Origin of the sequence: Paraburkholderia sediminicola (assembly GCF_046027825.1) — a bacterium.
Taxonomy (GTDB): Bacteria; Pseudomonadota; Gammaproteobacteria; order Burkholderiales; family Burkholderiaceae; genus Paraburkholderia; species Paraburkholderia sediminicola_D.
The window spans coordinates 21,413-34,399 of record NZ_JAQQDU010000054.1 but is presented as its reverse complement, the minus strand read 5'-3'; the positions used below and the strand labels follow the sequence as shown (position 1 = coordinate 34,399).

The 12,987-nt window shown below is 61.9% G+C and carries 12 protein-coding genes; 2 read left to right on the top strand and 10 right to left on the bottom strand.

Going from position 1 to position 12,987, the window contains the following annotated elements; translation table 11 throughout:
- Positions 1-33: 33 nt before the first annotated feature.
- Positions 34-231 (top strand): DNA gyrase inhibitor YacG, encoded by a 198-nt coding sequence (yacG, locus tag PQQ96_RS26205; RefSeq protein WP_201076868.1) that lies wholly within the window; start codon positions 34-36, stop codon positions 229-231.
- A 93-nt stretch (positions 232-324) separates the two neighbouring features.
- On the opposite strand, the gene PQQ96_RS26200 is transcribed toward yacG, so the two are convergent.
- The 4 genes from PQQ96_RS26200 to secA form a co-directional block, all read right to left on the bottom strand.
- On the bottom strand, positions 325-747 hold the full coding sequence (locus PQQ96_RS26200) for an NUDIX domain-containing protein (RefSeq protein ID WP_159000773.1): 423 nt from the start codon (positions 745-747) through the stop codon (positions 325-327).
- Positions 744-1,613: an ATP-binding protein gene (locus tag PQQ96_RS26195; RefSeq protein WP_408298079.1), complete on the bottom strand. Its 870-nt coding sequence runs from the start codon at positions 1,611-1,613 to the stop codon at positions 744-746. Before PQQ96_RS26195 ends, PQQ96_RS26200 begins: the two co-directional genes overlap by 4 nt.
- 43 nt (positions 1,614-1,656) lie before the next feature.
- A complete protein-coding gene (gene argJ / locus PQQ96_RS26190; protein WP_408298077.1) occupies positions 1,657-2,898 on the bottom strand; it encodes a bifunctional glutamate N-acetyltransferase/amino-acid acetyltransferase ArgJ in 1,242 nt (413 codons plus the stop codon).
- Between the two features lie 150 nt (positions 2,899-3,048).
- On the bottom strand, positions 3,049-5,853 hold the full coding sequence (gene secA / locus PQQ96_RS26185; RefSeq protein ID WP_408298075.1) for a preprotein translocase subunit SecA: 2,805 nt from the start codon (positions 5,851-5,853) through the stop codon (positions 3,049-3,051).
- Between the two features lie 290 nt (positions 5,854-6,143).
- Between secA and PQQ96_RS26180 the strand changes: the two genes are divergently transcribed.
- Complete coding sequence (locus PQQ96_RS26180) at positions 6,144-6,629, top strand: DciA family protein (protein WP_074282122.1); 486 nt, start codon at positions 6,144-6,146, stop codon at positions 6,627-6,629.
- A gap of 81 nt (positions 6,630-6,710) precedes the next feature.
- Here the strand turns inward: PQQ96_RS26180 and lpxC are convergent, their stop codons facing one another.
- The 6 genes from lpxC to PQQ96_RS26150 form a co-directional block, all read right to left on the bottom strand.
- The gene (gene lpxC, locus PQQ96_RS26175) at positions 6,711-7,628 is read right to left on the bottom strand and encodes a UDP-3-O-acyl-N-acetylglucosamine deacetylase (RefSeq protein ID WP_408298072.1); all 918 of its coding nucleotides are present in this window, start codon (positions 7,626-7,628) and stop codon (positions 6,711-6,713) included.
- 290 nt (positions 7,629-7,918) lie between these two features.
- Positions 7,919-8,422 (bottom strand): peroxiredoxin, encoded by a 504-nt coding sequence (locus PQQ96_RS26170; protein WP_074282120.1) that lies wholly within the window; start codon positions 8,420-8,422, stop codon positions 7,919-7,921.
- A 249-nt stretch (positions 8,423-8,671) separates the two neighbouring features.
- A complete protein-coding gene (gene ftsZ / locus PQQ96_RS26165) occupies positions 8,672-9,874 on the bottom strand; it encodes a cell division protein FtsZ (RefSeq protein WP_120347490.1) in 1,203 nt (400 codons plus the stop codon).
- A gap of 132 nt (positions 9,875-10,006) precedes the next feature.
- Positions 10,007-11,239 (bottom strand): cell division protein FtsA, encoded by a 1,233-nt coding sequence (gene ftsA, locus PQQ96_RS26160; RefSeq protein WP_007180311.1) that lies wholly within the window; start codon positions 11,237-11,239, stop codon positions 10,007-10,009.
- A gap of 27 nt (positions 11,240-11,266) precedes the next feature.
- Entirely contained in the window at positions 11,267-12,019 is a 753-nt protein-coding gene (locus PQQ96_RS26155) for a cell division protein FtsQ/DivIB (RefSeq protein ID WP_408298070.1), read from the bottom strand.
- Between the two features lie 24 nt (positions 12,020-12,043).
- Positions 12,044-12,985, bottom strand: a complete 942-nt coding sequence (locus PQQ96_RS26150) for a D-alanine--D-alanine ligase (protein WP_408298068.1) — start codon at positions 12,983-12,985, stop codon at positions 12,044-12,046.
- Between the last annotated feature and the right edge of the window lie 2 nt (positions 12,986-12,987).

Genomic DNA, 12,987 nt, shown 5'->3' with positions numbered 1-12,987 from the left:
ACTTGTTCCGTTTCCGATTGACTGCCTGACCGTATGCCTACTGTCGTCAAATGCCCCACTTGCGGGAAGGATGTCCGCTGGACTCCTGAAAACCGCTTCCGCCCGTTCTGCTCCGACCGCTGCAAGCAGATCGACCTCGGCGCCTGGGCCGCTGAGAAGTACAAGATAGGCGGCACGGATGAAGAAGCGCCGTCCGATGAATCGCCTGCTGGGGATTACAACCCACACTGAGCGCGGCGCGCTGCGAGCCCGCGCACGGATGCGATGCAGTCTCGCGTGACGACGCTGCTCACGCAGCGCCGCCTGCAAGCGCACATCAGTTTTCTAGTTTTTCTCAGCCGCGAGCCATTCCAGCACGGGAATCGTCGCCGGCAACAACGGTGAGACGTCCGCCGGCAGCGTCTGCCAGACAAACGCCTGACCTTCGCGGCCATGCGGTTCGCCGGACCACTGCGTCACCTTGCAAAAGAACAGCCGCACATAGGCGTGCGGATAATCGTGTTCGAGCGTGTGCCAAAGATGGCTCGCCTTGACGTCGATACCCAGTTCCTCGTGCAGCTCACGGGCTAGTGCGGCCTCGACCGACTCGCCCGCTTCCAGCTTGCCGCCCGGAAACTCCCAGTACCCTTCGTACGGCTTGCCGGCCGGGCGCTGCGCCAGCAGATAGTGTCCGTCCGGCTGAATCAGCACGCCGACGGCGACTTCCGTCACCGGACGGCCAGCGGCATTCTTCTGCGCATCGCTCATGCCGGGGCCTTCCGGCCGGACCAGTCGCGCGCGAACTGCCACGCGACACGCCCGGAGCGCGAACCGCGCTCCAGCGCCCACACCAGCGCATCGCCGCGCGCCGCTTCGACTTCTGCGTCATCGCAGCCGAAATGCCGCAGCCAGTGGCCGATAATCGACAGGTAGTCGTCCTGCTTGAACGGATAGAAGCTGACCCACAGCCCGAAGCGTTCGGACAGCGAGATCTTTTCTTCGACCAGTTCTCCCGGATGAATTTCGCCGTCGGACGTGTGCTTGTACGTCTCGTTGTCGCTCATGTATTCGGGCAACAGATGGCGGCGATTCGACGTTGCGTAAATCAGCACGTTATCCGACTGTGCGGCGATCGAGCCATCCAGCGCGACCTTCAGCGCCTTGTAGCCCGACTCGCCGTCTTCGAAAGACAGGTCGTCGCAGAACACCACGAAGCGCTCCGGCCGCTGCGCGATCAGATCGACGATGTCGCCAAGATCGTGCAAATCGTCCTTATCCACTTCGATCAGGCGCAAGCCGTCTTTCGCGTAGGCGTTCAGGCAAGCCTTGATCAGCGACGACTTGCCGGTGCCGCGCGCGCCCGTTAGCAGCACATTGTTGGCCGGCTGCTTGTGCACGAATTGACGCGTGTTCTGCTCGATCAGCCCTTTCTGGCGATCGATGTTTTGCAGGTCGTCGAGCGTGATCGAGGAGATCGCGGGAACCGGCTGCAAATAGCCGCGCCCCTGGCGCTTGCGCCAGCGAAAAGCGACCGCCGCCGACCAGTCGATCTGCGGTTGGGCAGGCGGAAGCATCGCTTCGAGGCGGACGAGCACGGCTTCGGCCCGGGTCAGAAACTGTTCGAGTTTGTCCATGGCTGTGAGGTAAGCGGCCAAAAAAACCGCGTAATGAACCTGGTTACGAACGATAGTCGGCGTTGATGCTCACGTAATCGTGCGACAGATCGCAAGTCCAGATCGTGGCTTGCGCGTTGCCGCGGCCGAGTACGACACGAATGCCGATCTCGCTCTTTTTCATGACGCGCTGGCCATCTTCCTCGCGGTAGGCCGGATTGCGGCCGCCGGCAGTGGCGACCAGCACGTCGTCCAGATACAGATCGATCTTGCCGACGTCGAGATCGTCCACGCCGGCATAGCCGATGGCCGCGAGAATGCGGCCGAGATTCGGATCCGATGCATAGAAGGCCGTCTTCACGAGCGGCGAATGGCCGATCGCATAAGCGATCTGGCGGCATTCGCCGACGCTCGAGCCGCCTTCGACTTGCACGGTCATGAATTTGGTCGCGCCTTCGCCGTCGCGCACGATCAGTTGTGCGAGGGTCTGGGCGACTTCGGTCACCGCGTCGCGCAGCGCTGCATAAGCGGGCGAGTCGGTGGACGTGATCGCCGGCAGGCTCGATTTGCCCGAGGCGATCAGGATGAAGGAATCGTTGGTCGACGTATCGCCATCGATCGTGATGCAGTTAAACGAGCGGTCCGCCACGTGCTTGACCAGCACGTCGAGCACCGGTTGAGCGACGGCGGCGTCGAACGCGAGGAAGCCAAGCATGGTCGCCATGTTCGGCTTGATCATGCCGGCGCCCTTGCTGATGCCCGTCAGCGTGACCGTGTGGCCGTCGATCGTGACCTGGCGTGAAGCTGCTTTCGGCAAGGTGTCCGTCGTCATGATCGCCTGGGCGGCGTCGTACCAGTTGGCTTCCTTGCGGTTCGCAAGCGCAGCCGGCAAACCCGCCTTCAGACGATCGACCGGCAGCGGTTCCAGAATCACGCCCGTCGAAAACGGCAGAACCTGCTCCGGTGTGATGTCCGCGAGACGCGCGAGTTCGGTGCAGGTTTCGCGTGCTGCAACGAGGCCCGGCTCGCCAGTGCCCGCATTCGCGTTGCCGGTGTTGATCACGAGCGCTCGAATCGGCTTGCCGCCCGCGCGCACGCGCGCCAGATTCTCGCGGCACACCGTAACGGGTGCGGCGCAAAAGCGGTTCTGCGTGAACGCGCCGCCTACCGTCGCGCCTTCACCGACGGAAATGACCAGCACGTCCTTGCGGTTCGGCTTGCGGATATTCGCCTCCGCCCAGCCCAGCGTGACGCCGGCGATGGGATGGAGTTGAGCGGGATTGATCGAGGGGAAATTGACAGCCATGGTCGCGACCTGTCGAAGAAAATGCCGGCAGACGCCGGCATCGAGGGATCGGAAACTGATGGCTCGGGCGTGTTGCCGAACCACCGCGAAATCACCAGCTAAGCACGGTGTAAAACGAAGCGGCGCGCTTTGAGCGCGCCGCTTTCGGCATTATGCGATCTTACCGTGACACTGCTTGTACTTCTTGCCGCTACCGCACGGGCAGGGGTCGTTGCGGCCGACCTTCGGCACGTTGTCCCCGCTCAGGTCCGGCGCGACGGCGTGCGAGGAGCCGTGGCTCATCGCGTCGCCAATCATGGCGGCGGTAGCCGCTTCCGCAGCGGCAGGCGCGGCCGCCTCGGCGAATTCGGCGTGCCGGAATTCGACGTTTTCGAGGTGACTCGCCTGCTCTTCGTACTGCTCGGCAGCCTGCTCCAACTGTTCCGGCGACTGGATCTGCACGTTCATCACCACACGGGTGACTTCGAGCTTCACGGCGTCGAGCATGGCGGCGAACAGTTCGAACGCCTCGCGCTTGTATTCCTGCTTCGGATTCTTCTGCGCATAACCGCGCAGATGGATACCCTGGCGCAGGTGATCGAGCGCGGCCAGATGTTCGCGCCAGCTGCGGTCCAGCGTTTGCAACATGATCGAGCGCTCGAACGCGCTGAACGATTCGCGGCCGACCTGTTCGACCTTCGATTCGTACGCTTCGTCCGCAGCGGCTTCAACCGCTTCGAGAATCTCGTCCGCGCTGATCGAGTTCGACTCGTTGATCATTTCCTGAATCGCGAGGTCGAGTTGCCATTCGTTGCGCAGCACTTCCTCCAGTTCAGGCACGTCCCACTGCTCTTCGATGCTGCCGGCCGGCACGAACTGGTGAACGATATCGGCGATCACGCCATGACGCATCGCGCCGATGGTTTCGGTGATGTCATTCGCTTCGAGCAATTCATTGCGCTGCTGGTAGATCACCTTGCGCTGATCGTTCGACACATCGTCGTATTCGAGCAATTGCTTGCGAACGTCGAAGTTGCGCGCTTCAACCTTGCGCTGCGCCGATTCGATCGAACGCGACACGATGCCCGCCTCGATCGCCTCGCCTTCCGGCATCTTCAGGCGGTCCATGATCGCGCGCACGCGGTCGCCCGCGAAAATGCGCAGCAGCGGATCTTCCAGCGACAGATAGAAGCGCGACGAACCCGGGTCGCCCTGACGGCCGGCACGGCCGCGCAACTGGTTGTCGATCCGGCGCGATTCGTGACGTTCGGTGCCGATGATGTGCAGACCGCCCGCAGCCTTCACCTGATCGTGCAGTGCTTGCCACTCGTCATGCAGCTTCTGGATACGGCGTTGCTTCTCGTCGTCAGAAAGCGTTTCATCCTTTTCGATGAACGACGCCTGCTTTTCGGCGTTGCCGCCGAGCACGATGTCGGTACCGCGACCGGCCATGTTGGTCGCGATCGTGACGCGCTTCGGACGGCCAGCTTCGGCGACGATCTCGGCTTCACGCGCGTGCTGCTTGGCGTTCAGCACTTCGTGCGGCAACCCGGCCTGCTTCAGCAGATGCGACAGCAGTTCCGAGTTTTCGATCGACGTCGTGCCGACCAGCACCGGCTGACCACGCTCGTGACAATCGCGGATGTCGCGGATCACCGCGTCATAGCGCTCCTTGGCGGTCTTGTAGATCTGATCCTGCTTGTCGATCCGCTTCGGCGGACGGTTGGTCGGGATCACGACGGTTTCGAGACCGTAGATCTCGTTGAATTCGTACGCTTCCGTATCAGCCGTACCGGTCATGCCGGACAGCTTCGCGTACATACGGAAGTAGTTCTGGAACGTGATCGACGCGAGCGTCTGATTCTCGCTCTGGATCTTGACGTGTTCCTTCGCCTCAACTGCCTGGTGCAAGCCATCCGACCAGCGGCGGCCCGACATGAGACGGCCGGTAAATTCGTCGACGATCACGACTTCGCCGTTCTGGACGACGTAGTGCTGATCCTTGAAGAACAGCGTGTGCGCGCGCAGTGCAGCGTACACGTGGTGCATCAGCGTGATGTTCTGCGGCGCGTACAGGCTTTCGCCCTCGCCGATCAGGCCCCATTCGGCGAGCAGACGCTCGGCCTTTTCGTGGCCCGATTCCGTGAGGAAGACCTGGCGGCCTTTCTCGTCCAGCGTGTAGTCGCCCGGTTTTTCGACGCCGGTGCCGTCCGCCTTCTCTTCGCCGATCTGACGTTCGAGCAGCGGCGGCAGCGCATTCATGCGCACGTAGAGTTCGGTGTGGTCTTCGGCCTGGCCGGAGATGATCAGCGGCGTGCGGGCTTCGTCGATCAGGATCGAGTCGACCTCGTCGACCACCGCGAAATTCAGGGCCCGCTGCACACGCGCGTCGGTCTCGTAGACCATGTTGTCGCGCAGGTAGTCGAAGCCGAATTCGTTGTTGGTGCCGTAGGTGATGTCAGCGGCGTACGCTTCCTGCTTCGCGCCATGATCCATCTGCGACAGATTGATGCCGACCGACAGACCGAGGAAGTTGTACAGACGCGCCATCCATTCGGCGTCGCGCTGGGCAAGGTAGTCGTTGACCGTGACGACGTGCACGCCGCGGCCCGACAGCGCATTCAGGTATACCGGCAGCGTGGCGACGAGTGTCTTGCCTTCGCCGGTGCGCATTTCGCCGATCTTGCCGTAGTGCAGGACCATGCCGCCGATCAGCTGCACGTCGAAGTGGCGCATTTTCAGCACCCGCTTGCTGGCCTCGCGGCACACCGCAAAGGCTTCCGGCAGGAGCTTGTCGAGCGACTCGCCACTCGCGACACGCTGGCGGAATTCACCCGTTTTGGCGCGCAGTTGGTCGTCCGTCAATTGCTCGATCTGCGGCTCGAGCGCATTGATCGACGTGACGGTCTTTTGATATTGCTTGACTAGCCGCTGGTTGCGGCTGCCAAAAATCTTCTGTAGAAAACCGGTGGTCATCGGATCGGTGTCTGCGTCGCGGCTTCGGCTGGTTCGCGGCGTGCGGTTGATGCACGTGCGCTCCGGGGTCGGAAGGGCCTCGGCGGCTTAGTCCAAGAGTGAATTCGAATCGGGCATTTTAGCACGCGCCCCCGCCCTCGCCTGTGTCAGCGGCGCGACGGCGGCAAGGCACAGGAAGCCCGCAGCGGCGACGTCCGACGGTACGCATTGAGGCGGGTCCGCGTGCATCCCGCGCGGTACAATCGCGGCGTGAGCGCACATAGGGTGCGAACACGCCGTCACTGTCAAACATGAGCCGTTTTCCGTCCTTTTCAAGGCCGCCGCCCAAGCAGTTCAAAGCGCGCCGCCCGCAGCCCGTCGCCGAAGTGCTGAATCGCACTGATGCGTTCGTGGCCCTGCGCGCGGGCGTCGAACAGATTGCGGCGCTGGAAAAGGATCTGCGCGAGCTGCTGCCGGATTATCTGGCCACGAGCGTGGAGCCGAGCTTCATCAAGGAAGGCGTACTGGCCCTGTTTGCCGGGCACAACGCGCTGGCCGCCCGCTTGCGCCAGATTGAGCCACGCTTGCTGTCGGATCTGCAGCAGCGCGGCTGGCCGGTCAACGCACTGAGGATTCGCGTGCGTCCGCAGCCTTTGAAGGAGCCGCCGCCCGTCAAACAGGCGCGCATGACGCCGGTCGGCGCGGACGCGCTGCACGCGCTGTCCGAATCGCTCGCGCCCTCGCCGCTGCAGGAGGCTTTGGCGAAAATGGCAGCGCGGCATCGGAGAAATCGCTGAACAAAAAAATAAGCGACCCAGACGGGCCGCTTATTTTTCATCCATTCGCTTCGGAAATTTCATCCGGAGGGGTTACGCAAATTACGCGAACGCCGTCTGCGTTTCGTACGCGAAGCCGCGCGGCGCCTTCTGCGTGTCGTCGAACGTGACGATTTCGTACGAATCTTCATGCGCCAGCAGTTCGCGCAGCAGCGCGTTGTTCAGGCCGTGGCCCGACTTGTACGCCGTGTACGAAGCCAGCAACGGATGGCCGACCACATACAGGTCGCCGATCGCGTCGAGCATCTTGTGCTTCACGAATTCGTCGTCGTAACGCAGGCCGTCGTTGTTCAGAATGCGGTATTCGTCCAGCACGATGGCGTTATCCATGCTGCCGCCGCGTGCCAAACCGAGTTCGCGCATCATTTCCACTTCATGCGCAAAGCCGAACGTACGCGCACGAGCAATTTCCCGCACATACGACGTGTTTGCGAAATCCACTTCCAGCGCCTGGCCGGTTTTATCCACAGCCGGGTGACGGAAATCGATGGTGAATTTGAGCTTGAAGCCGAAAAACGGATCGAGACGCGCGAATTTGTCGCCGTCGCGAATTTCGACCGGCTTGGTGACCTTAATGAATTTCTTCGGTGCGTTCTGTTCTTCAATGCCGGCCGACTGAATCAGAAACACGAACGAACCCGCACTGCCGTCCATGATCGGAATTTCTTCAGCGGTGACGTCGACATAAAGGTTATCGATGCCGAGGCCTGCGCATGCGGACATCAAATGCTCGATGGTCGACACGCGCGCGCCGTCTTTCTGCAGCACGGAAGCCAGACGCGTATCGCCAATTGCCATCGCCGACGCGGGAATATCCACCGGCGTGGGCAAATCCACGCGCGAAAACACAATCCCGGTATTCGCCGCCGCCGGGCGGAGCGTCAGTTCGACTTTGCGGCCTGAGTGCAGGCCGATGCCGACTGTCTTGACGATTGATTTGATAGTGCGCTGCTTCAGCATTGTGATCTTCTATTCGATTGAAAATCCCAATCGGGACTTTTTATTCCATAGCACGAAGTATACTCCAATACCCTAAGGAGCGTCGTTGCACGGAACGTATCAATCTGTTTCGCGGCATTACCCAATGGGCGCCCGTCAGGGAAAGCGTGACGGGCCGATGTCCGGAACGGAGGCGTTTCCGGTCATCGGCCCGCGTAACGGCCTGTCACAAAAGCGTCTTGTGCGCCGTTGCCCTGATACAACGCGGTAACCGCGCAGGCTCGAGGCGAAAGCGTCAAACGCCACCATAACTAGCTCAACGTAGCGAGGATACTCCCTGCATCGCTGACTTCGAATTTGCCGGCAGCCTCGACGTTCAACGTCTTGACCACGCCGTCGTCGACAACCATCGCGTAGCGCTGGGAACGGATTCCCATGCCACGCGCCGACAAATCCTGCTCAAGACCGAGCGCCCGCGTGAAAGCCGCACTGCCGTCCGCCATCATGCGCACCTTGCCCGAGGCGTGCTGATCGCGTCCCCACGCGCCCATTACGAACGCGTCGTTGACGGACACGCACCAGATTTCATCAATGCCGAGCGCGCGCAACTGCTCGGCGTGCTCGACGTAACCCGGTACATGTTTGGCCGAACAGGTCGGCGTGAACGCACCCGGCAACCCGAAGATCACCACGCGCTTACCCGCCGTCTGCTCGCGCACGTCGAAGCTGTTAGGCCCCAGCGTGCAGCCCGCCCGCGCGTCTTCGACGAACTCGAAGAGCGTCGCGTCGGGCAGCTTTTCACCTGTCTGAATCATGCTCAGTCCTTTGCATCGATGCGAAGCACGCTCGCACGTTGTCGTGTCGCAGTGAATTCAGCGTCTGCCTAACGACAGGCACCGCCATCCGGCGACAGTTGCCCCATCCGCTTCGCGAATCCGAAGAGGGCACTTGTCCTTGCCGCGAATCAGACGATACGCGGCTTGTTCGCCGTTCACCCGCCACGCTCGTGCATTCGTCCGCCAGCGCCACTAAAACAGCGCGGCAACGAAAGCCTGCTCGTGCGCTCAGTCCGCCTGCTTGCGCAGGAACGCCGGAATGTCGTACGTATCGACGCCCTTTTCCTGCAGCGCCTGCACGTGCGAAGCCGCCGTATCGCGCGAGGTGCGCCACACCGCCGGCGTATCCAGCGCGCCGTAATCGGCCGTGCTTGCATGCGACGACGACGGTGCGTAAGCAGCGTGCTGCATTCCGCCGATCGGCTGGTTGTCCGTACCGGTGCGCAGCAGCGTCATCGGTGCCGATTGCTGCTTCTTCGCCGCACGGCCCAGACCCGTTGCCACGACCGTCACGCGCAGCGCGTCGCCCATTGCATCGTCGTACACCGCGCCGAAGATCACGGTTGCGTCTTCTGCAGCATAGCTCTTGATGGTGTTCATCACTTCGCGCGTTTCCGACAGACGCAGCGAACGGCTCGACGTGATGTTGACCAGCACGCCACGCGCGCCCGACAGATCCACCCCTTCCAGCAGCGGGCTGGCCACAGCCTGCTCAGCAGCCAGACGTGCGCGATCGACACCGGCCACCGTCGCCGTGCCCATCATCGCCTTGCCCTGCTCGCCCATCACCGTCTTCACGTCTTCGAAGTCGACGTTCACCAGACCGTCAACATTGATTATTTCCGCGATACCGGCAACTGCGTTGTTGAGAACGTCGTCTGCGCACTGGAAGCACTTGTCCATCTCGGCGTCATCGCCCATCACCTCGAACAGCTTGTCGTTCAGAACGACGATCAGCGAGTCGACGTGATCCTCCAGTTGCTGCGAACCGGCTTCTGCAACGCGCATGCGCTTGCCGCCTTCGAATTCGAACGGCTTGCTGACCACGCCAACAGTCAAGATACCCATTTCCTTGGCGATCTGCGCAACCACGGGTGCTGCGCCCGTGCCCGTGCCGCCGCCCATACCGGCGGTGATGAAGACCATGTGCGCGCCGCGCAGTGCGTCGGCGATGCGCTCACGTGCTTCCTCTGCTGCCGCGCGGCCCATTTCCGGCTTGGCGCCAGCGCCCAGACCCGTGTTGCCGAGCTGGATCACCGCGGATGCGCGCGAACGCGACAGAGCCTGCGCGTCCGTGTTCATCACGATGAAGTCGACGCCTTGCACGCCTTTGTTGATCATGTGCTGAACGGCATTGCCGCCAGCGCCACCTACTCCGATCACCTTGATGATGGTGCCGTTCGTTTCGGTTTCCAGCATCTGGAATTCCATGTTGCCTCCGTCAAGATAAAAAATTACAGCCACTCGGCCGTTATTCGGCAGGAGATCGGGCAACCCCCTGTCGCGCGCCGGCCGCCGGCACCAGCGCGTATTTCGAAATCTGTTTCTGAAAAGCGAATTCTTTTAGAAGTTGCCGAGGAACCAGTCTTTCATTCGCGTGAAGACCTGGCCCATCGACCCCGACTGCACCGCGACCTTGCGGCCGCGCATCCGTTGCGAGCGTCCTTCGACGAGCAGGCCCATCGCCGTCGAATAACGCGGGTTACGCACGACATCGGCGAGACCGCCCGCGTATTCCGGCACACCGATCCGCACCGGCTTCAGGAAAATGTCCTCGCCGAGTTCGACCATGCCGAGCATCATCGACGCGCCACCGGTCAGCACAACGCCGGAACTCAGCAGTTCCTCGTAACCCGACTCGCGCACCACCTGCTGCACGAGCGAAAACAGTTCTTCGACACGCGGCTCCACCACCGCCGCCAATGCCTGGCGCGACAGCGTGCGCGGACCGCGCTCGCCGAGACCCGGCACTTCGATCATCTCGTCCGGATCGGCCAGGGCTTGCTTCGCAATGCCGTAGTCGACCTTGATGTCTTCCGCGTCCGGCGTCGGCGTGCGCAAAGCCATCGCGATGTCGCTGGTGATCTGGTCGCCGGCGATCGGAATCACCGCCGTGTGACGAATCGCGCCTTCGCTGAAAATCGCGATGTCCGTCGTGCCGCCGCCGATATCGACCAGCACCACGCCGAGTTCCTTTTCGTCTTCCGTCAGCACCGCCAACGACGACGCCAGCGGCTGCAAGATCAGATCGTTCACTTCGAGCCCGCAGCGGCGCACGCACTTCACAATGTTCTGCGCCGCGCTCACCGCGCCGGTGACGATATGCACCTTCACTTCCAGACGGATGCCGCTCATGCCGATCGGCTCGCGCACATCTTCCTGGCCGTCGATGATGAATTCCTGCGTCAGGATGTGCAGCACCTGCTGATCGGTCGGGATGTTGATCGCCTTCGCCGTCTCGATCACGCGCGCGACGTCCGTCTGCGTAACTTCCTTCTCCTTGATCGCCACCATGCCGCTCGAATTGAAGCTGCGGATATGGCTGCCGGCGATCCCGGTAAACACGTTCGTAATCTTGCAGTCGGCCATCAGCTCGGCTTCTTCAAGCGCGCGCTGAATAGACTGCACGGTGGCCTCGATGTTCACCACCACGCCTTTCTTGAGCCCCTTTGATTCGCTCTGGCCGAGTCCAATCACCTCGTAGTGACCTTCGCCTTTCAGTTCGGCGACGATGGCCACGACCTTCGACGTCCCAATGTCGAGGGCGACCAGCAGATCTTTATAGTCTTTACTCATAGCGTGCTCATTGCGTGTGATGTCCGTTTACTTCTTGCCCTTGTCGGGTTCGCTGATAAAGCGCATGCCAGCGGCACGAATCGCGAAACCGTTCGGATAGCGCAAGTCCGCATACTCGATATCCTTTCCCCAACGTTGCGTCACCGCGTTCCACGCCGCGGTCAGGCGCTTACTCCGATCGAGCAACGTGTCCTGATTGCGTTCGCGCCCAAGTTCCACCTGCGTTCCGTTCGACAGCTTCACCGTCCACGCGTAACGCGGCGACAGCGTCACTTCTTCGGGTGTTGCGCCCAACGGTGCAAACCACTTCTTGAAGTCGCTATAGCGCGCGACGACTTCCTTGGCCGTTCCGTCCGGGCCGTCGAACGCGGGCAGTTCCTCTTCGAGCTCGCCCTGATTCGCAGTGAACAGTTCGCCGTCCACGCTCACCAGTTGATCGCTGCCCCACGTTCCTAGCGGTTTGTACTCTTCAAGCGTGACAGCCAGCGCATTCGGCCAGACCCGCCGCACGCTCGCGTGACGCACCCACGGCATCTGCTCGAACGCCTGACGTGCGACATCGAGATCCACCGTGAAAAAGTTGCCCTTCAACCGCCCTACTACACCGGCGCGCACCGTCGGCGAATTGATGTGCTCGGTGTCGCCATCGATCTGGATTTCGCGCAGCGCGAAATTCGGACGCTGGATCAGCCAGTAACCGCCTGCCGCCAGCAGCACGAGCACCAGCACCGCATGCAATGCGTTGGCGGCGAGATTGAGCTGGCGAACGTTGTTCCACATGGTGTTGCTTTCGGGTTACCCCGGTTAGTCCTTCAGCGTCAGCGCCAACACGCCGACAACCAGTTCCTGATAGCTGATGCCCACCGCGCGCGCCGCTTTCGGCGGCAGCGAGTGATCGGTCATCCCAGGCGCCGTGTTCACTTCGAGGAAGTAAGGGTTGGCGTCGGCGTCAAGCATGAAATCGGCGCGACCCCAATCGGTGCAGCCGAGCACGTCGAACGCGCGGCGCGCCAGCACTTTCAGGCTCGACTCTTCGTCCGCCGACAGCCCGCACGGAATCAGGTACTGCGTGTCGTTGGCGATGTACTTCGCGTGGTAGTCATAGAACTCGCCAGCCGGCACGATGCGAATCACGGGCAGATCGAGATCGCCTGCGATGCACGCGGTGTACTCGCCGCCGCCTTCAATGCTCTTTTCAACCACGACGATCTTGTCGTACTTGATCGCTTCGAGCAGCGCTGCCGGCAATGCGTCGGCGCTTTTCACCTTGATCACCGCGACGCTCGAACCTTCGCTGGCCGGCTTCACGAACAGCGGCAAGCCAAGCTTCGCGACGATCTCTTTCGCACGCGCTTCATAGTCGTCGCCGCGCAGCACGGCTTCGAACGGCGGCGTCGGAATCCCGAGTTGCTGCCACACGAGCTTGGTGCGGAACTTGTCGAGACCGAGCGCCGAGCCGAGCACGCCGCTACCCGTGTAGCGAATGCCGTAGAAGTCGAGCGCACCCTGAATCTGGCCGTTCTCGCCGTAACCGCCGTGCAGCGCGTTGAAGGCGCGCACAAAGCCCTCATCTTTCAACGCGGCGAGCGGACGCTCGGCCGGATCGAACGGTTGCGCGTCGATACCGGCGTCGCGCAGACCTTGCAGCACGAGGCGGCCGGAATTGAGCGACACCTCGCGCTCGGCGGAATCTCCACCGAGCAGCACTGCCACTTTGCCGAATTGTTTAGGGTCGATGCTGCTCATCT